This window comes from Bradyrhizobium quebecense, from assembly GCF_013373795.3.
GTDB lineage: Bacteria > Pseudomonadota > Alphaproteobacteria > Rhizobiales > Xanthobacteraceae > Bradyrhizobium > Bradyrhizobium quebecense.
Genome location: NZ_CP088022.1, coordinates 8456592 through 8475620 on the forward strand (window position 1 = coordinate 8456592; position 19029 = coordinate 8475620).

Sequence of the window (19029 nt, forward strand, 5' to 3'; positions counted from 1 at the left end):
GCTCCTGATTCATTTCGCCGCAGCGCTGCCAACAGCTATCCGGCCTGCGTTGGCGTCGACGTCTCCCGCGCCTCATGCACAAGCCGCCAGTCGAGCCCTTCCAGCAGCGCCGACAATTGCGCCGCCGACAGGCGCATCACGCCGTCCTCGATCTTCGGCCAGCGGAAGATCCCATCCTCGAGCCTCTTGGCGAACAGGCACAGACCCGTTCCGTCCCAGAACACCAGCTTGATCCGATCCGCCCGCTTGGCCCGGAACACATAGACAGCTCCCGAGAATGGATCTGCCCGCATGCTCTCGCGCACCAGGGTCGCGAGCCCTTCCATCCCCTTACGGAAGTCCACCGGCTTGGTCGCCACCATCACCCGGACCGCACCCGACGGACCGATCACCGGCTCGCCTTCAGCGCCTGGACAATCGACGCAACCATCGTCGTATCCGCACCACGACCGGCCCGGATCATGATGCCGTCGACTTCGATCTCGATAATCCCGGCATCGCAACGGCGAGCCCGGGTATCCGCTTTGGCCTTGCAGCGCACCGCTTTGCGCTCCCGGTCAACAGCGGGCGCCGGCACCGCGGCATCCACCACCGCCGGCACAAACTGTACTTCTTCTATTGCGGAATGACCGCCTGCTGCTTCTCGCAACTGACGTCGCCAGCCAAACAACTGCTGCGGTGACAATCCATGCCGTCGGGCTACCGAACAGACCGAGTCGCCGCTCGCCACGATCTCCGCAACGATCCGCGCCTTGTCCCCATCGCTCCACTTCCGCCGACGGCCGGCTCCGGTGAAGACTTCAAGCCGCCGCACCGGCTCCGTGATAGCACTATGCTCTGTGTCCATTCTAAGCCTAACGGTCCAAACCGAACCGCAGACTCGCAGATCACCCCGTCATCCGGAAGGTGGCCGCTGAACAGCGCTTACGGTCAACATCGCCTTCATCGGCCTTTTGGTTAGCGACTGCGCATAGCGCCACCAGTCCACCGTGATCGGCTTCGGCCGCGAGACATCTCCAAACAGGATCGGCGGCCGGACACAGCGCGAGCCATAGGATTGCACCCAACCGTTTTTGGTAAATGCGAAGCCGGAGAGTTGCTCGCCGAAGCATCAAGATCATGGTTGCAGGCAAGGTTCGTCGAATTGACCCCAATTTGCCCCGCGTTTGGCCAATTCCTTCAAAAGCTCAATATAGACCGGTATCAGGTCATCTAGCAGTGACAGTGGCTGGAACGCAGGATCGGCACTCTTGCCAAGCTTCAAGAATGTAACCGGCCCGATCAGGACAGGGCGCGTCTGAAAGCCAAGGGCCTTGGCTTCCTCGTACTCCTCGATTGGTTTGCGAGAGGATAGTCTGAAAGTCTGCCCCGGGTGAAATTCCGGGACCATGTAATGGTAGTTGGTGTCGAACCATTTGGTATCTCCTGCGCGGGTGCGCCATATCCACGCGACGGGTGACCGCAACTCCCATCCTGACCGTCGCATTGTGCCCCGCGTGCCATGGCGAAGTATGTCTTGAGCGAAATGGATCCGGCATTCGGCTCGTAGACTGCTGGGATGGCACCAACCATGACACTGGTGTCGAGCACCTGGTCGTACAGTGAGAAATCGTTCGATGGGATCACGGTGACACCGAGAGACCTCTGGCGAGCCCAATTTGCGGCACGTAGGCCAGCTGCATCCTCGAGCAACTGCTGTTCGGCGATTTTTCCGGCCCAGTAACTTTCGAGCGCAACCTTGAGCTCTCGCCTTGGACCGATGCGTGGCGTTCCGAGTGTGGCAACCGGAAGAGAGAGAAGAGACATAGCGTTAACCCCATATTGGTGGCAAAGGCCATGGCGGACGCAGGCAGAAGAAGCCGCGCGAGCGACCGTTGCTTGGCGCACCACCGGGACACCCGCCGGTGGACGAAGATAGTGGCGGGGCAGGTCTCCTGGCTCGCGGCTCAGCGCTGCTGTCCGGTCTTCCCGAAACCGTCAGGCTTCAGTGCCTTCGTTGGACAGCTCGCTACTCACAGTTGCGGGGACAGCGCCGGAATTGACACCGGCTTCCCTCTTAGCTCCGGCCTAATGAGACCGGAGAACCTCGACACCTTCAATTATCGGCAAAAGGGATATTCCGTCAACCTCGCGTCATGTTGCGATCTGCTAATGTGCCTAGCGGCATGCCCGCCGTTCATACTCGATGCAGAAGTCGCTCTACAATCACGGACATCGGATGACACCCCGAATGTCCCTCCGCGTGGGCAGCGACAAATCCGAATACGCCGCCTTTGCACCGAGGACCACTTGGTCGAACAGACGGCTTTCATGCAAGCTGGCCCCGGTTCATCAAGCACGGCGCGCTGCGCTGCCTTCTCCAAGCAATCAACGATCCACCGAATAAGATAGCATACGCGGCGCGAGGTGGTTCTGTGATGCCAGCCATTTCTGGTAGGCGTCACTCGGACACTTTTTGGCGATACTGCCCAGGCAAGCATATCAACCAAACCAAGGAGACCGGCTCGCAATGAAAATGGCTGTTTGGAGTGCCCTCGGTGTCTTTGCTGTTGCCGTTTCGGCGGTCGGCCTGTTCGGGTTGATGGTAAGACCGCTCTTGAGTAACACCGCTCGACAGTTTCTCTCGAAACTATTGATCGGCTCAAGCCGAGGCTAGCACGGCTCGGCGCCTCTACCTGCTTGCGGAGGACAGGACTTGCGTCGAGGCCGCATCTTCCGGTCGATTGAAGAGCACGATATGCGCCGGCCGACACGAGCGATCGCGCATGCCAGCGAGTGAATGCTACCATCTTGCCCGCCTGCTTAAAGCGTGCACTTCGGCGGCGTCTGTTCCAAACGCCCGGCGCTGATGGGCGGTTTCGTATCGTTGTGGGCCCTTGAGTGCCAAGCACATCTGCCTGGCGCTGCAACTAGAGCATTTCATTGCTTAACTGAATCGGAGGGGATTCCGGTTTTTGGCGGTTTATGATTCAAGATGCTGACTGGATTGGAGGCCAGCATCGCATGACCCGACCTCTTTCCCTGGATCTTCGCGAGCGTGTGGTGGCGTCGGTTTTAGCGGGCGAGAGCTGCCGATCTGTGGCGGAACGGTTTGGTGTTGCGCTCTCGTCGGTTGTGAAGTGGTCACAGCGGCAGCGGGCGACCGGCTCGGTTGCGCTTGGCAACATCGGCGGTCACCGCAAGCCCGTGCTTGATCTGGATGGCGGGGACACATCCCGACCTCCCTTGGTGTCGGTATGCCGACGACGGACTGGTGCACTGCCGGACCGAGCAAGAAGCAGAGGCCATTAGGGCGGAGCTTCAAGCGAGGTTGGAGGTGTGCGGACTTCAGATGCACCCGACAAAGACGCAGATCGTCTATTGCATGGACAACAGGCGTCGGCGAACGTATCAGAGGGTCAAGTTTGACTTTCTCGGATATCAGTTCAGGCCGCGGCAGGTGGCAACGTCACAGCGGAAGGAATTCTTTTGTGGATACACCCCGGCGGTCAGTCCGACAGCTTTGAAGACCATGCGAGCAACGATCCGAAGCTTGCACATTCCCCGGCAAACGCCGGGGACGCTGGCTGAGATTGCCCAACAGATCAATCCGCTCCTCCGGGGGTGGATAGGTTATTATGGTCGGTTCAGCCGTTCAGCGCTGTTCTCTCTGGTCGACTACGTCAATCAGAAGCTGAAGGCGTGGACCATGCGAAAGTACAAGCGCTTCCGGCTCCACAAAACCGGTGCTTCGCTGTTCTTGCGAAAGCTGGCTCGGAATAACGCGGAGCTGTTCGTACACTGGCAGTTCTTCGGAACGACCACGTTCACCTGACGGGAGCGGTGTGAACCGAGAGGTTCACGCACCGTTCTGCGAGAGGCCGGGGGTGAAAATCCCCCGGCCTACTCACCCTTGGATCAAGACCAACATGGCCCCTTTGCGGGGCTGGGGCCCCATGGGCGCACGCCTGCGCGGCTTCGCCCCGCACGGTCACTGGCGATACCCTCACATTCCTCGGCGCGCTCCGCCATGACCAACTCACGGCACCCTGCGTCTTCGGCGGCCCGGTCAACGGCGAATGCTTCTGCGCTTATGTGAAGCACCTTCTCCTGCCAACCCTGCGCGAAGGCGACATCGTCATTCTCGACAACCTCGGAAGCCACAAGTCGAAAGCTGTCAGGCAGATGATCCAGGCTGCTGGCGCCAGGCTCTGGTACCTGCCGCCATACTCGCCCGACCTCAACCCGATCGAACAGGCCTTCTCCAAGATCAAACACTGGATGCGGCAGGCTCAGAGGCGCACCGTCGAAGACACTTGGCGCCAAATCGGTCACCTCGTTCAGGACATCCAGCCTCGCGAATGCCAAACTACTTCGCAAACGCCGGTTATGCTTCAGTCAAAATGTGAAACGCTCTAGGTGGTGTGGACTCTAAGGATTCCCTTTTAGGCGCAAATCAGATTCAAGACTGCTTTTGGGGAGGCAGTCTTGGGTGTGATGGACCGTTTGGTATTGAGCGACGCGGCTTGGGAGCGGATGGCGCCGCTGATCATAGGTCGCCCCGACCAGAAGGGCTCCACTGGGCGCGACAATCGGATGTTCGTGGAAGGTGTACTTTGGATTGTTCGCACGGGCTCTCCCTGGCGTGATCTCCCGGAGGCGTTCGGGGATTGGAACAGCGTGTTCCGGCGCTTCAGTCGGTGGAGCATCAAGGGCGTCTGGTGGCGGATCTTCGAGGCGATGTCCGATGATCCGGACTTCGAATATTTGATCGTCGATTCCACCATCGTCCGGGCGCATCAGCACGCCGCCGGCGCCAAAAAAGGGGGTCTGAAGATCAGGCGATCGGCCGCTCGCGCGGGGGGCTGAGCACCAAGATACATATGGCCGTTCGTGGCTTGGGATGTCCCGTACGGTTCGCGCTGACCGCAGGCCAGCAGGGCGATGCACCGCAAGCTGCCGCATTGATCGAGGGACTACCTGCCGAGGTCGTCATGGCCGATACGGCCTATGACGCCGATCATTTGCGCCAAGCCATCGCCGCCAAGGGCGCGCTCGCCGTCATCCCCAACAATCCGTCACGCACACTCAAATACCCGCTGGACAAGCACCTCTATGCCCAGCGTCACCTCGTCGAATGCTGCTTCTCAAAGCTCAAGCAGTTCCGCCGCGTCGCAACCCGCTTCGAAAAGACCGCCCGAAATTATCGCGCCGTCGTCACTCTCGCAGCCATCGTCCTTTGGATGCGGTAAGTGTCCACACGACCTAGGGTGTTGTGGCGATGGGACAATGTTATGGCCAGCTCAGCCTTGAAGAGCGCGTTGAGATTTACCGCCTGCCTGCAGGCGGTAAATCTCAAAACGATATTGCGTCTGCGCTTGACCGCGCGACGTCGACGATAAGTCGGGAGCTGGAGCGCAACTCGCGGCCTACCAAGGTCTGGAGGGGCGGTTACGAACCTGTCCGGGCTCAACAATTGGCCGAACGTCGGCGACGGCAGGATGGCCGCTTCAAGCTGGCGCGCCAGCCGGCCCTGCGGGACTGCGTCGGCAAAAGCCTTGCGATGGGACATTCGCCGGAGCAGATCGCTGGTCGACTGGCGCGAGAGCATGGTCGCGTCATGATCAGCCACGAGTCAATCTATCGTTTCATCTATCATCGTACGGCCCAGAAGGATTACTGGCACCGCCTGCTGCCGTGCCATAAACTCAGACGAGGGCGCCGGCGACGCCCAGGCGGCAGCCCTGCCAGCTTCATTAAACAACGGCGCTCGATCGATGAACGACCCTCCGAGGTCGAAGGCCGCGGGACGCCGGGTCATTGGGAAGCCGACTTCATGCTGTTCGCGCGATATGGCCAAGGATTGCTGGTTCTCCACGGGCGACAAGCCCGCTTCAGCATCGTGCTGCATCCACGCGATCGGAAAGCTGTCCTCACCCCTCGGACCATCGCCCGTCAACTTGGCAAGCTTCCACAGGCGATCCGTAAAACCATCAGCTTCGACAACGGAACCGAGTTCGCCGAGCATCACAGGCTTCACAACGCCCTCGGCGTCCAAACCTTCTTCTGCGATCCCCATAGTCCCTGGCAAAAAGGCGGCGTGGAAAACTCCATCGGGCGCTTACGACGCTCTCTACCACGCAAAACCGACCTCAGGTACATTACGGCAGCCGCCCTCAGGCGGCTCGATACCCCACGCAAATGCCTGGACTTCAAGACCCCCGCCGAGGCATTCTCCAAACTCAAATCAATCGTTGCACTTCAAACGTGACTCCATCCCCGCGCCCATTGCCAGCGAGGCGCTCAAGCATATCGCCGAGTTCTACGCCATCGAAAGGGACATCCGTGGCCGCGGCGCCGAGGAGCGCCGTCTCGTTCGGCAGCAGACAATCCGGGCGCTGGCGGAAGCCTTCGAGCGATGGCTCCGCGCAAAGCTCGCGTTGATCAGCCAAAAGGGCAAGTTGGCCGACGCCATCCGCTATGCGCTCACACGCTGGGATGGCCTGACGCGCTTCATCGATGATGGCCGTATCGAGCTTGACAACAACGTCGTCGAGCGCTCGATCCGTCCGATCACGCTGAATCGGAAAAATGCGCTGTTCGCAGGCTCCGACGGCGGCGCCGAGCACTGGGCCGCCATCGCCTCCCTGGTCGAAACCTGTAAGCTGAACGACGTCGATCCGCTCGCTTACCTGACCGACGCCCTCACCAGGATCGTCAACGGCCATCCAAACAGCGACATCGATCAACTGCTTCCGTGGGCCTTTGCCGTCAAGACCTCAAAGCTGTGGCCTGAGAACGACGCTTACGCATGAAGAGGATCTGCGCCGTCGTGCAGGAGGCCTACGTGCAGGGCATCTCGACCCGTTCGGTAGACGACCTAGTGCAGGCAATGGGGATGAGCGGCATCTCCAAGAGCCAAGTGAGCCGGCTGTGCGGCGAGATCGACGACAAAGTGAAGGCGTTCCTCGCCCGCCCGATCGAGGGCGACTGGCCGTATCTGTGGATCGACGCCACCTACGTGAAGGTGCGCCAGAATGGCCGCATGTGTCGGTCGCGGTGATTGTCGCGGTCGGCGTCAACAGTGACGGCCACCGCGAGGTTCTCGGCATGGACATTGGCCCTTCCGAAGCCGAGACATTCTGGACGGAGTTCTTGCGCAAGCTCGCCCGCCGCGGCTTGCGCTGCGTCAAGCCGGTTGTGTCCGACGCGCACGAGGGCATCAAGGCCGCCATCAGCAAGGTGCTCAACGCCACTTGGCAGCGCTGCCGCGTGCACTTCATGCGCAACGCGTTGGTCGCATGCCGGCAAGAGCGGACCGCGCGTCGTCTCCGCCTTCATCGCCACCGCCTTTGCCCAGGACGATGCCGAGACCGCCCAAGCGCAGTGGGCGGAAGGTCGCCGACCCCAAGCTGCTCAAGCTTGCTGGCTTCCTCGACGAGGCCGAGACCGATGTGCTCGCCTACATGACGTTCCTGCCCCAGCATCGAACCAACCTGCACTCGACCAACCCGATCGAGCGCCTCAACGCGCCACACCACGCCCGTGGACCCGATCCGGCGCACTCTGGATCAATTCCGGCCCGATCGGCGCTGGCGTTTTTCATCCTCTTCTAACATGTTCGGCTTGTACGGGGCTTAGATCCATAATGCGAGCAAGATAATGCCCCGAGACATGTCACAACACCAACAACACTTGTCCGGAATATACCGGGCTTGATCGGAAGCCGACATCTCAGAAAACGACCAGGCTGTTCGCTTGAGATCTGCAAATGGTGGACGACCCCGACCGCCATGGTCGTGTTGAAGCTGCGACTGGCGCGAGCGAAGTTTGATCGCCTGAAGCAACGCCTTGCACCGTTAGCGGACCTCAAGCGGTACCGCTAGAGACGCTTGTACTGCGTTGTTAGCTTCACTCGCTCCGAGATCAATTCCAATTGATCGACATTACGACGCTCGGTCATCCGAACTTCAACAAGCATCTATATGATGTCCATTATGGCGCCGAGCGTAGCTCGATGCGCGAGCAAGATCGCAAACCGATTTGAGCGCTAGCCACATGCTCTCGGTTTCGTTTGGGGCAAACTGATTTGTCTTTGAAGGGCGTTGCAGTGGAGTTTGAGATGGATCACGACTTATCCCAGCAGGTCCGGGCGCCAGAGGCTCTCGTGAGTGTGGCGTTTGATAAGGCGTGGCGCTTTGTCGAGAGTGATCCGATCCTAGCGCACAATCTGAAGTCCGTCCTTCATCGCCGATTGCGCGATTTACTGGCGAGCTCGGTAAGGAACGGCGAACGCAATGCACTCCATCTTGCAAACGAGGCGATACGCAATTTGCGCGCCGAGCTTGCGCATGCGACCACGCAATAGGCTTCCTCGCACATCCACTGGCAAGAGAGATCCGGTTCGCCGGGTTTGCCCCGTCATTCAGCCAAGAACGAACGCCGACGCCGATGGTGACCGATCTGACCTTCCTCCACTCATATCGTTCGCCGCGCTGAAGGCGCCGCAACGCCGCGCGCGTTGTGATCGCACGTGCCCTGCGATCGGGTGATCCTCAACGGCTTGATAAAGCGCGGCCCGCCTGAGAGCACTCGCCAAGCAGCTCATCACGCACCGGCAGGACTTACGCAGCTCGGCTCTCGCGCTGGTTCTTGACGGGGAGCTTACACCCCATATCACGGCGCACCGCGATGCGAAACCGCAGTCCCAAGGAGCACGCTGCACCATAATGCCTCACGTCTTCCAACGTTGACTGATCCGATTTTCCATTGGCGTATTTTGCGTGTGAGCTCCAGCGAGATTCGGCCATTTCGCTGACGGGTGCGCGTGACGTCCTTGCACGCTCCACAATCTGACGCTGCGTGCGGTTCGACGCATTTCTCCCGAAGGATTGTTGTCCTGCAGTTACAGCAATCGGCGTCGATGTTGTTAAGACGCACAGCGCCGGGGGGCACCGAAAGGAACGACACTCGAAATGAAGAGTTTTCTGATTCTGACTGCAAGCATTGTCGCGCTCAGTGCAGCGGCACCGGCGCTTGGCGCGGACTTCGCCGTGCAGCCCGTCAATATAAAGGCGCCGCCGATGCCCATCGCGGCCCCGATCACTGACTGGACCGGCTACTATATCGGTATCAATGGCGGCTGGGGGGCTGGCCATAATTGCTGGAACTTCAATGGCGCCACTCCCGAGGGCTGTCATAATTCGACAGGTGGTTCGATCGGCGGCCAGATTGGCTATCGTTGGCAGATCTTCAATATGGTTTACGGCATCGAGGGCCAGGGCAATTGGGCCGACTTCAGCGGCTCCAATGTCAGCACCGCCTTCCCGGCCGACACCCTCCGCACCAAGACGGATGCGTTCGGGTTGCTTGCTGGCCAGATTGGCTACGCATTCAATGCCGTGCTGCTTTACGCCAAGGGCGGTGCCGCCGTGACCAGCAACACCTACCACATCGACTCAGTGGCGACTGGTACGGAGATTGCCAAAAGCAGCAATGTGCGTTGGGGTGGCGCGCTGGGCGCCGGTGTCGAAGTCAGTCTTACGCCGAGCTGGTCCGCCGGCGTCGAGTATGACCGTTTGTTCATGCAGGGCACCAATGTAGCCTTCCCAGGTGCCGGCGTGGATCGCGTCCACCAGGACGTCGATCTGATCACAGCGCGGCTCAATTACAAGCTCAGCCCAGTGCTTGGCAAATAATGATCTCTACGCACTAGCGCGGTGAATCGAGAGCCTCGACTTGGGTCGGGGCTCTTTCTTCAGGAGGCGCTCTCTGCAGCGGCCCGGCCGCGGCCGAATTTTCCTGAATCCCGAGCTCGGTCTCTCGACGGACTGCGCGACGTCACTCAAATGGCAGCTAACATCAAATGGTGTACGTGGCGCCACCAAATTTATGAGCCAGATGCCGGGATGATCACCGGTTTTCGCCGACTGAGCGCAAGCAGCTCCAGACGACGTAGGCCACTGGCGCGGCCACCTTGCCCTAGGTGTTTAGTCCCGGGCTTTGATGGTGCATTCTTGTCGCACGATTCGAAGGATGCGCTATGGGACAAGTTTTACACGGCTGCGCCACCACGACGGAGGCAGTCCGTCGAGCAATACAAAATAGTCAAGAGAGCCTGAGAGCACTCGCCAAGCGCTACGGGATCAACCAGAAGACTGTCGCGAAGTGGAAGCAGCGCGAGACGTCGCCGATCGTTCGACAGGCCCCAAGGAAGCCAACTCGACAGTCCTTTCCATCGAGGAGGAGGCGGTCATCGTCGCTTTCCGGCGGCATACACTGCTGCCGCTCGACGGTTGCCTCTATGCCCTGCAGCCGACCATCCCGCATCTGACGCGGTCGTCCCTGCATCGCTGCCTCCAACGCCACGGCATCAGCCGATTGCCGTAGGTTGAAGGCGGCAAGCCTTCGAAGAAAAAGTTCAAGGCTTATCCGATCGGCTATTTCCACATCGACATCGCTGAGCTCCAGACCGCCGAAGGCAAGCTCTACCTCTACGTCGCAATCGGTCGCACCAGCAAGTTCGCCTTCGTACAACTGGCTAGGAAGACGGGAAGGACCTCCGCCTCGGCCTTCCTCGAAGCTCTGATCGCGGCTGTCCCCTACAAGATCCATACGGTTCTCACCGACAATGGGATCCAGTTCACCTTCTTGCCGCGCTACGCGGACGGCCCGACGGCAAGATACGTGACACATATGTTCGATATGCGCTGCCAAGAGAATGGCATCGAACATCGGCTGACCAAGATCAAGCATCCCTGGACCAATGGGCAGGTCGAGCGCATGAACCGCACGATCAAGGAAGCGACCGTCCAACGCTATCATTACGATCGACACGATCAGCTCGAAGCTCACCTTACCGACTTCATCACCGCCTACAACTAGGCTCGGCGGCTGAAGACCCTGAAGGGCCTCACGCCCTACGAATATATCTGCAAAGCCTGGACAAAAGAGCCCGAACGATTCACCCTCAATCCGCTCCAGCAAATGCCGGGACTAAAAACCTAGGCGATCTCATTGGAGTGATGCATCGAGCGACACGTTGTTGTTGGGGGCGTCGGCATCACGACCAATACGATGCGGCGATGTCTCAAAGGCGGAGCGTTGGACGAGCCGCTTCTGTACTCGCCCCGCGGGTCTGGGGATCTCATCAGTTCCGCACGCATTACCTTTTCAAGGGCCTTTTCATCCGACATATTGGCAACGTAGCGGATCCGAAGTTGACGCAGCGTCAGATTTCAATGCGCTTTTTCCCGATCGATCGTTGCGCGGCAGTTTCGGTGGCAAGCGCCATATTGAAAGTTGTGAAACAGCCGGCGTTTGCTCTCAGCCGGTATCAAAGGACATTGAGTCGAACGGCCATGATGGCGGCCTGGATCCGACTCGTCGCGCCCAGCTTTCGCATCACATTCTTAATATGAAAGTTCACAGTATTCTCGCTGATTTGCAAGATCATTCCGATTTCCCACGACGATTTACCCTCGGCCACCCATCGTATGCAGCTGGTTTCCCGCTGTGACAGCGCAACTTTCTTGTCGCAGTCAGCATCCGCGCGGCGCGCGATTTCACCATAGGCAGTGTGAAATTGCCAAGCCAGAGCGTTGAGGTGACTGATGCAATGCTGAGGATCAATATTCTCTGATGGAGACGCAAACGAGGCGACAGATACCCGGCCCAGCGGACCAAACAATGGCACGCTCATACCATGCTTCAGACCTGCCTCTCTAGCCTCGTCAAGCACCCGTCTTTCGTCCGGCTGAAGTTGATATTGTTGGCCGAGCTGATCCCATAGATAAGGCCGCGAAAGCAGCGGAGTGCGCCGGACCACCGGATCGATGGTATGGTACTTGCGTTTAAAATAGCGGTCGCACCAGTCTATTGGCCATTTCACGGCTACGGTCGGGGGTGGGTAGTCCGCCAGCCGAAGTGGCTCGACGAAGTTGAGAGATCCATAGGAAACTTCAGTAAAACCCTCCTGGCTCGCACAGCTTACAAGAAGGTCGAACAGGGCTCTGAGAGAATGTGTCCGGTTTGCGCATTCAGTGAAGCTAAAAAGATCCATAGGCGCCTCAGGACGCCCATCACCATCGGTGTTGGTGTGTTCGATTGCGCTTGTTTCAGGCGGAGCCAAGTTTCATTCCATGACCTGAACTCTTGGGTTGCTCTTCGTCAAGGCCGGAGCGCTCGGATGCTGCGCCAGATCTGCCATTGCCGAACTTGTCACCCTCCCGTCCGCTGTGGTCGCGTGACGCATCCTTCAAACATTGCGAGGTGCCGCCGCTATTCTTGATCAAAGGTTGAACCGCATGCGGCAACCGCCGCGCCGATGCCCCCTCAATATGTTCTGTCCGGCTCATCTGGTGAAGCATGGGCACACTGACGATTGCCCAGCTCGCCCTGGGTTGAGGGGGCAGGCCCGCGGCTAAAACGTCGGCTCTGCTCAGACTGGGCCGTATGAAAGCGATGTCCTGCCGAATGAAGCTTCGCCGCGCGATCCAGGCGAGATAGAGCACACCGATCGGTTTGGCGGCGCCAGGATCGAACGTCGCGGTGTTGCCATCGATCTTCTGCGTGCCAGTGACAACGACAGCAACCTTATTCTTTCTCCCAATCCAGCGAACTGGCGCCCTTAGCCCGTGACTGGTCCTCTCCTTTCGACGGCCTCGAAGAGGTGATCGATGAGCTTTACGGGGTACTACCCGAGGCAGAAGGTAGCCGCCTAGTATCAGTGCCCCGTGCCGGACGGGGAAGGTCGGGCAGGTCCTGCGCGAAGGGGTTGTGCCCGCAAATGTTGGCCGCGACGGCGGTGCAACTTTGCATGCGCGGAGGCGCGAGGCTCGCTTGATGCAGACGACACTTTGCATACAGATCTCCAGAAAGGAGAGGACGTGGCATCTGAACAGCAAGCGTCGGACCAATTGCCGGCCACGCGAAACCATCCGTCTAATCAATGGCTTGAAAGACGGACGACGCGTTCGCGCGCCTTAGGCACATTGAAGCGATCGCGACATCGGGAGGAAACGCGACAATGGCGCAGCACGAATCAATCGAGATCAGTCAGCCCAATTGCAGCTCTCTGCGCTGGAGCGAGCTGCTCGCGCTGCTGCTCACGCATTATACGCTTGAACGGCCTCCATCGCATCCAGCATCCGCGAGGAACACCACCCGCTTGTCTTGAAGGGCGCGAAACTCATGCGCGATTGGCTCGAAGGTCCTCATTGTACCTATGCAGAGCCATCGATCTGCTCGAGTTTGGCGAAATCGATCCTGTCGATAGTTCAAAGTGATCGGGGGCACGGCGACAGCTCGCAATTCGCGCCGCAACATAGAGGGACTCGACAGATCATTCTGCCCGAATTCGGCGAGGGCGAGACGCCGTCGAACCAAGGCGCCCCGACGCACTTTGCCGGGGTTGGAAGTGCGCCGGGTCCGCCCCAACATCATCAGTACATCCGTGATGATGCTTGTGGCAATGAGACAAGCAGCGTGGCGGAATTGAGGCTCGTCGATTGCTTTGACCTCCAGTCCGAATTGTTTTCATGCGCGCTCGCAGAAACTTGTATCAGACGTAGCGTCGGGTTGTACAATTCTCTATTGGGGTCTTCGTCGCACAAGCAGCTTCTTGTTCATGGCTCGCCAGACGTCGAACGAAACGCATGCTGGGCATCTTGAGGTGAGATGCCGAGCATGGTGAGCATAAGCGGCGAGAGGCAACTCGCCTCGCCAAGTTGCACTTCCAGATTCCCGCCGCTGGCTACCGCGTGGACATTGTGGTTAAAAAGATATACGTTCAGCCCTTCTCTCTAGGAGGAGCTCCTATTCGGCACTCCCAAAAGCCCAGATTGGCTTGCCGGCCGGCAGCTCGCTCATCGACACATTCAGACTAGATGGCGTGGACACTTGTCGCATCCATAGAACGATGGCTGCGAGAGTGACGACGGCAAGCTAATTTCGGGCGGTCTTTTCGAAGCGGGTTGCGACGCGACGGAACTGCTTGAGTTTGCTGAAGCAGCATTCCACGAGGTGGCGCTGGGCATAGAGATGCTTGTCGAGCGGATGTTAGAGTGCCCGCGACGGGTTGTTGGGGATGACGGCGAGTGCCCCTTTGGCTGCGATGGCTTGGCGCAAATGATCGGCGGCCGTATCAGCTATAACGACCTCGGCAGGCAATCCTTCGATCAGTTCGGCAGCTTGCGGCGCGTCGCCCTTCTGGCCTGCGGTCAGCGTGAATCGCACCGGGCATCCCAGGCCTCGGACGGCCAGAGTATCTTGGTGCTCAGGCCGCCGCGCGAGCGTCCGAGCGCTTGATCTTCAGACCCCTTTTTTCGCTCCGGCGGCGTGCTGATGCGCTCGGACGACGGTGGAGTCGACGATCAGATATTCGAAGTCCGGATCGTCCGACATCGCCTCGAAAATCCGTGCCCAAACTCGCTTGATGCTCCACCGGCTAAAGCGCCGGAACACGCTGTTCCAGTCGCCGAACGCCTCCGGAAGGTCACGCCAGGGAGGGCCTGTGCGCACGATCCAAAGTACGCCCTCCACAAACATCCGGTTGTCGCGTCCCGTTGAGCCCTTCTGGTCAAGCCGACCGATGATTAGCGGCGCCATCCGCTCCCACGCCGCATCGCTCAAAACCAACCACTGCATCACACCCAAGACTGCCTCCCAAAAGCAGCTTTGAATCTGATTTGCTCCTTAAAAGGAATCCCTAGAGTCCACACCGCCTAGGGTTGCACGTTCAAAAACAAGACGCGATGAAAACATCGTGCGGCACCTTTCCGCGCGATGAAGTCTTAGCGGTTCCGACGCTTGTCATCGAATTCCATCACCGCTCAGGAAGAGTATCCCTTGCAGATATCGGGAATGAACTCTTCCGCGCGGAAGCCCGGAGTGGCGCTGAACTGACGCTTGGGGCCGGCTTTCCGGATCGACATCACCGGATCGGGTGACTTCGCTTGACCCGCCGCAAACACCACCAGCATTTGCATGCTGAAGCCGCGGCAGCGGAGCCGCATTCGCACCGGCATCTCCACGCGCCGCTTCGCCACAAGCATTCGCACTATCCAGATTTGCATTATCGACATCAACACTGTTGCGACTACGCTCTCCGCAGACAACGGCTGCTTCGCGACGGCTCGGGTCCGAATCGGACGAAGGCGATACATCGCATCACCTTCGCAGATAGCGGCTGAACCGAAAACGCTGCGTGTTGCCGCTGGGGGTAACATGATCGTGCCGCTTGGAATCGACCAGGTCGAACTCGGGTCCGAGCGCGGAGGGCGGCAGCGCAATGGGACGCAGAAAATTAGGTCCACGCCTTCCGGGATCGCAGACCTCGTCAGCTTCTCGAAAGTTTGCCCGATTAGGCTGTTTAGCCGGTCCTATTCGTGAGAGTGCGTTTTTAGTCCGATTGATGTGGCCGCACATCTGCTCTGACGAGGCGCGCGGGATTGTCTTCGGCTTTTCACCGCCTGACGACCGGTACTTTGCAACGCGCTTGAGGTGTAGGTTGGGCGAACGGGGGCGGACGCCTCGCCGGTCAAGGACCGAGCGGCAGCAGCGCGCCTGGCAAGCCGCGGATCAGGTCGGCTTCGGGACATGCCGCGGCAAACGCAAGGCGAATGCGGCTCGTGGTCTCGACGACACGGGCAGCGAGTTTCAAGAGACGAAGACGCAGCGTCGCGAACTCGGCTGTGGCCAATTCCCGGGCTTTGGGAATCGCGTCGCGCACGGTCAGCATCAGCCAATAAGCGGCGGTGTCGAGAACGAGGCGGACTTGATTGGCGAGCGCCGAACGGCAGCTGGTGCGATCGGAGGCGAGCTGCGTCTTATGCAGCTTGTTCAGATTCTCGGCTTGGCCGCGCGCGCAATACAGGCTGTCGTAGATCCACTCGGCCGAGCCGACATCGAGGCTGGTGACGACGAAACGGATGTCGAGGCCGAGCATCGTCGCCTCAATACGGGCGACGGTACGTCGTTCGCGATCCCAGGACTTTGCCTTGTGGCGCGTCTCGGTATAGCCACGCAGAACCGGCAGGTTCTCGATGGCGCGTCGCGTGCGGATGTCGTCGGCGGCCTCGTCGACTTTTCTGGCGAGCGGCTTGGTGCCGGACAGACCGAAGATGTAGTCGATGCCGTTGGTCTCGCACCACGCCATTGCCTCCGGTGCCTCCGGCCGGGCATAGTGCCCGTCGCTACGGAACGTAATTCGCGTGTTGTGCCACCGCGTCCGGATATGCCGTATCAGGCGGCGCAGATGGGCACGCACCTCGACGCCGCCCGGCGTCTTGCCGGGCCGCAGCACGACCGCCACGGGCCGGCTCTTCTCCGTGTCGTAGACGTGGATCGGCAGGAAGCAGCGTTCGTCATAATGAGCGTTGAACAGCGAGAGCTGCTGATGGCCGTGGACGACATCGCAGGTATCATCGATGTCGAGCGTGACGGATGCCGGCTCGCGCGGGTAGCTATCCATCCATGCGTCGACCAAAGTGTAGGTCAGTCGGATCACGTCGCGCAGGCGCGGAGCATTCTCCAGCCGCGACAGCGTCGGTTGGGAACACAGATCGCGACCCGTGTCCGGCAGCCGTCCGCAGGCCAGCTTGAATGCGGGATCGGACCGCAGATGATCGAGGTCGTCGGCGTCCTCGTAGCCGCAGCAGATCGCGAACATGCGCGCGCGGAACATATCGACAAGGCTGTGCACGACCCGCGTCGGATCGCGCCGATCCGGGAACACGCGGGCCAAATTGTCGGCCAAGCCGAGACGCCGCTCGGCCATCGCCAGAAGCATCACGCCCCCGTTCGAGGTCAGCCGACCGCCATCGAAGGCAGCTGTGACTTTCTTGGCGTGAACGGCTGGAAACGAGAAGGGCAGAATCGTATCATCGGTCATGGCGGGCGTGGTGTTCGCGGCTGAAGGTGATGGGGTTGGCTTTGCAACCGAATCCTACGCCGCATCAGCGCTTTACACCACGCTCGCCAGCCTCTCAGGCGCCCTCTGACGAATAAGACGGGCTTTAGAGGCCTTGACCGCGAGGGCCGGCCGTCAAGCAGTCGACGCGAGTGATCCTTCCAGCGAAGCCATCACCGAACGCGTACAGAACGTCCGCGACATTTCATCAGAGGCTGGTGCGGCGGGAATGTGTCCATTACGGCCGCGAGCGAGACGGTAAGCGCAAGCTAGGCCGTCAGCCAGCGTGGCTCATTGGCATAAGCGCAGCTCACCTTGCCGCCCGCACACGGATCTTCACTTCGAGGTCACAGACCAGTTGTTGAAATTGAAGTTCTTTCCCCCCGGGGACGAGGTAATCTCGACGCCGTATTGGACGCTACCGACGTTTATGTCGCCAAAGTACCCCTTCGATTTGATCCACTGCAGGATACTCTTGATGTCCACTGTCCCGCTGTTGGTCTTCGAAGTGCGCAGCAATGAGATGACCTTGTGACCGTCGGGGCCTTCACCTTCAAACACGTTCCAAGTCGCTCCGCCTACATTGACATTGCTGTAGACCGGAATCGCCGCACCGGAAGGGGCATAATGATATGAAATGGGCTTAACGTTGCCGCTCCCGTCCGAGTTTCCGGTGTAGTTTGTCCAGAGCATTACCTCATGCTGGTTTGAGCTGTCCCAGATATCGTAGGCGACATCCCAGGCGCCGCCAGTAGGAACCTCCTGATTGAAGCTCGAGCTCAGAGTGTTGATTGAACTGAGCGGTTTCCCGATACTAAAAGCCTCGTGCGGATAGCTCTTGATGCCCGGCGTATTAGGCTGGTTCGACCATACGCTCCACCGGTTGACGCCACTCACCGAAATCGTCTGAGGCCCAGGGCGCGGACCCCATACGTCGTTGTTCCAAGAGTAGCCATCGCGTGAAAAGCTTCCGTATGGAGCGCTCGAACTCCAAATCGGAGCCTGCGCCGATACAAGCGCGGCAGATGATAATGACCCGGCTTCATTCGCGGCCTGCCTAAATAGATCATGATCCTCCTGTGTCCGGACGTACCCCGGTGGGGACCCTTGCGCGCCGCCACCGCTTATCCGATTGGAATCCATAAAGCTCTCCTTTCGATTATAATAACAAAGTCTCCTGCAGATCCGCCCAGCGGGGACCCTAGTTCAGCATAGGCGGCATTGGCATCTAGAGACCGGGTGCGAATGCTAGGAAGGTTGGCTTTCGAGAAGCTGACGAGCTCAAGGAGAAAGGCGGAGCCACGCCCGGGTTTGCCGTCTTTCGGATGACAACAGCCTGCTGAGACAGTGGCAACGATCCACTGGATGACGAGCCTAGTTCGAACATACTTAGAGCGAACGTCCAACAAAGAGTGTGGTGCTCTCGTTCGACTTACCGAAGTTCGCAAATTTATGGGTAATGCCGTGACTCCTTCTAAAGGTCGGATTCGTCTGGTTCGTTCATGGGGGGACTCTTATATCTCATAGCCAGACGGTCTAACCAGCGCTGGCGCGCAGTCAGTTGTTCGTCCGTGGCGGGCGACGGCTTTCGTCTACGCTGCCTCTACCCTGAATGCGAACTGACCGAAAGTACGCGGCAAGGTGAGGCCGTCAGGCGGCCGCGTTCCATGGCATAAGCGCATCGATTTCGCTGCTCGGCCAGCCGTTTGGCAAGCGCACGGTCGAACGGATCTGAGCCGGCATCGCGCACAAGCGCAACAAGGCCATTGATACCCTTGCGGAAGTCGACTGGATGGCTGGCGAGGAACACCTTCACACCAGAGGGGATCATGCCGAACGGGCCGCGCGGATCACCCGCTGCAAGTACGCTTCGTCGATATCCACGCCGGCACGCACGACTACCTCGCCTTTGGCAATCTCGATCACTGCGCCTTCCACAGACGCCACCACAACCTCGCAACTCGAGTGCCGCGAGCGATAATGCCGCTCGGCCCGAGCGTCAACGCGCCAGGTGTCCGCGACAATCTGCGCCTTCAAATCATCTGGCCACTGTTTCCGGCCGCCGCCGGCGTACACTTCTATGCGCGGTGACAACGGTCGTCTTATGTCGTCCGAATGGTCGTCCATTGTGAGCACCCTTG

At 59.5% G+C, this 19029-nt stretch carries 12 protein-coding genes, 8 pseudogenes and 1 riboswitch; of the genes and pseudogenes, 10 read left to right on the plus strand and 10 right to left on the minus strand.

Going from position 1 to position 19029, the window contains the following annotated elements; all coding sequences use genetic code 11:
- Window positions 1–35 precede the first annotated feature (35 nt).
- From tnpB to HU230_RS40145, 4 genes and pseudogenes are all read right to left on the minus strand, one after another.
- On the minus strand, window positions 36–392 hold the full coding sequence (gene tnpB / locus HU230_RS40135; RefSeq protein ID WP_176529066.1) for an IS66 family insertion sequence element accessory protein TnpB: 357 nt from the start codon (window positions 390–392) through the stop codon (window positions 36–38).
- Window positions 389–814 (minus strand): IS66-like element accessory protein TnpA, encoded by a 426-nt coding sequence (gene tnpA / locus HU230_RS40140; RefSeq protein ID WP_224924222.1) that lies wholly within the window; start codon window positions 812–814, stop codon window positions 389–391. The genes tnpB and tnpA overlap by 4 nt, the downstream gene beginning before the upstream one ends.
- Window positions 815–895: 81 nt before the next feature.
- The gene (locus tag HU230_RS44230; RefSeq protein ID WP_420831765.1) at window positions 896–1063 is read right to left on the minus strand and encodes a hypothetical protein; all 168 of its coding nucleotides are present in this window, start codon (window positions 1061–1063) and stop codon (window positions 896–898) included.
- A gap of 63 nt (window positions 1064–1126) precedes the next feature.
- A pseudogene (locus tag HU230_RS40145) lies at window positions 1127–1806 on the minus strand (5-methyltetrahydropteroyltriglutamate--homocysteine S-methyltransferase); the annotation flags it as partial.
- Between the two features lie 101 nt (window positions 1807–1907).
- A riboswitch (cobalamin riboswitch) is annotated at window positions 1908–2104 on the minus strand.
- 899 nt (window positions 2105–3003) lie between these two features.
- Here HU230_RS40145 and HU230_RS40150 point away from each other — a divergent pair.
- The 10 genes and pseudogenes from HU230_RS40150 to HU230_RS40195 form a co-directional block, all read left to right on the plus strand.
- Window positions 3004–3195 (plus strand): annotated as a pseudogene (locus HU230_RS40150) (helix-turn-helix domain-containing protein); the annotation flags it as partial.
- Between the two features lie 4 nt (window positions 3196–3199).
- Complete coding sequence (locus HU230_RS40155) at window positions 3200–3814, plus strand: group II intron maturase-specific domain-containing protein (RefSeq protein ID WP_173643996.1); 615 nt, start codon at window positions 3200–3202, stop codon at window positions 3812–3814.
- A 79-nt stretch (window positions 3815–3893) separates the two neighbouring features.
- Window positions 3894–4388 (plus strand): annotated as a pseudogene (locus HU230_RS40160) (IS630 family transposase); the annotation flags it as partial.
- Between the two features lie 127 nt (window positions 4389–4515).
- Window positions 4516–5231, plus strand: a pseudogene (locus tag HU230_RS40165) (IS5 family transposase).
- A 29-nt stretch (window positions 5232–5260) separates the two neighbouring features.
- A complete protein-coding gene (locus tag HU230_RS40170; RefSeq protein ID WP_173643978.1) occupies window positions 5261–6250 on the plus strand; it encodes an IS30 family transposase in 990 nt (329 codons plus the stop codon).
- 7 nt (window positions 6251–6257) lie between these two features.
- Window positions 6258–6794 (plus strand): annotated as a pseudogene (locus HU230_RS40175) (IS66 family transposase); the annotation flags it as partial.
- Window positions 6779–7508 (plus strand): annotated as a pseudogene (locus tag HU230_RS40180) (IS256 family transposase); the annotation flags it as partial. The pseudogenes HU230_RS40175 and HU230_RS40180, both read left to right, overlap by 16 nt.
- A gap of 593 nt (window positions 7509–8101) precedes the next feature.
- Window positions 8102–8347 carry a hypothetical protein gene (locus HU230_RS40185; protein ID WP_176533563.1) on the plus strand — a complete coding sequence of 82 codons (246 nt, stop codon included), beginning with the start codon at window positions 8102–8104 and terminating at the stop codon, window positions 8345–8347.
- Between the two features lie 607 nt (window positions 8348–8954).
- On the plus strand, window positions 8955–9677 hold the full coding sequence (locus HU230_RS40190) for an outer membrane protein (protein ID WP_173643943.1): 723 nt from the start codon (window positions 8955–8957) through the stop codon (window positions 9675–9677).
- Window positions 9678–10021: 344 nt separating this feature from the next.
- A pseudogene (locus HU230_RS40195) lies at window positions 10022–10986 on the plus strand (IS481 family transposase).
- Between the two features lie 328 nt (window positions 10987–11314).
- Here the strand turns inward: HU230_RS40195 and HU230_RS40200 are convergent.
- From HU230_RS40200 to HU230_RS40225, 6 genes and pseudogenes are all read right to left on the minus strand, one after another.
- A complete protein-coding gene (locus HU230_RS40200) occupies window positions 11315–12040 on the minus strand; it encodes a LuxR family transcriptional regulator (protein WP_166106170.1) in 726 nt (241 codons plus the stop codon).
- A 1883-nt stretch (window positions 12041–13923) separates the two neighbouring features.
- Window positions 13924–14625, minus strand: a pseudogene (locus HU230_RS40205) (IS5 family transposase).
- Between the two features lie 185 nt (window positions 14626–14810).
- The gene (locus tag HU230_RS43920; protein ID WP_173640773.1) at window positions 14811–15032 is read right to left on the minus strand and encodes a hypothetical protein; all 222 of its coding nucleotides are present in this window, start codon (window positions 15030–15032) and stop codon (window positions 14811–14813) included.
- Window positions 15033–15517: 485 nt separating this feature from the next.
- Window positions 15518–16870 (minus strand): IS1380 family transposase, encoded by a 1353-nt coding sequence (locus HU230_RS40215; protein WP_176533562.1) that lies wholly within the window; start codon window positions 16868–16870, stop codon window positions 15518–15520.
- A 354-nt stretch (window positions 16871–17224) separates the two neighbouring features.
- Window positions 17225–18031, minus strand: coding sequence for a glycoside hydrolase family 12 protein (locus HU230_RS40220; protein ID WP_173640774.1), 807 nt, complete (start codon window positions 18029–18031; stop codon window positions 17225–17227).
- Between the two features lie 684 nt (window positions 18032–18715).
- Window positions 18716–19015 (minus strand): hypothetical protein, encoded by a 300-nt coding sequence (locus tag HU230_RS40225; protein ID WP_166072566.1) that lies wholly within the window; start codon window positions 19013–19015, stop codon window positions 18716–18718.
- Window positions 19016–19029 lie beyond the last annotated feature (14 nt).

Excerpts from the sequence above, each read along its gene's own strand:
- HU230_RS40225 (WP_166072566.1), bottom strand. The coding sequence starts at position 19,015 with ATGGACGACCATTCGGACGACATAAGACGACCGTTGTCACCGCGCATA.
- HU230_RS40220 (WP_173640774.1), bottom strand. The coding sequence starts at position 18,031 with ATGGATTCCAATCGGATAAGCGGTGGCGGCGCGCAAGGGTCCCCACCG.
- HU230_RS40215 (WP_176533562.1), bottom strand. The coding sequence starts at position 16,870 with ATGACCGATGATACGATTCTGCCCTTCTCGTTTCCAGCCGTTCACGCC.
- HU230_RS40170 (WP_173643978.1), top strand. The coding sequence starts at position 5,261 with ATGGGACAATGTTATGGCCAGCTCAGCCTTGAAGAGCGCGTTGAGATT.
- HU230_RS40190 (WP_173643943.1), top strand. The coding sequence starts at position 8,955 with ATGAAGAGTTTTCTGATTCTGACTGCAAGCATTGTCGCGCTCAGTGCA.
- HU230_RS40155 (WP_173643996.1), top strand. The coding sequence starts at position 3,200 with ATGGCGGGGACACATCCCGACCTCCCTTGGTGTCGGTATGCCGACGAC.
- HU230_RS40200 (WP_166106170.1), bottom strand. The coding sequence starts at position 12,040 with ATGGATCTTTTTAGCTTCACTGAATGCGCAAACCGGACACATTCTCTC.
- HU230_RS43920 (WP_173640773.1), bottom strand. The coding sequence starts at position 15,032 with ATGCTTGTGGCGAAGCGGCGCGTGGAGATGCCGGTGCGAATGCGGCTC.
- HU230_RS40185 (WP_176533563.1), top strand. The coding sequence starts at position 8,102 with ATGGATCACGACTTATCCCAGCAGGTCCGGGCGCCAGAGGCTCTCGTG.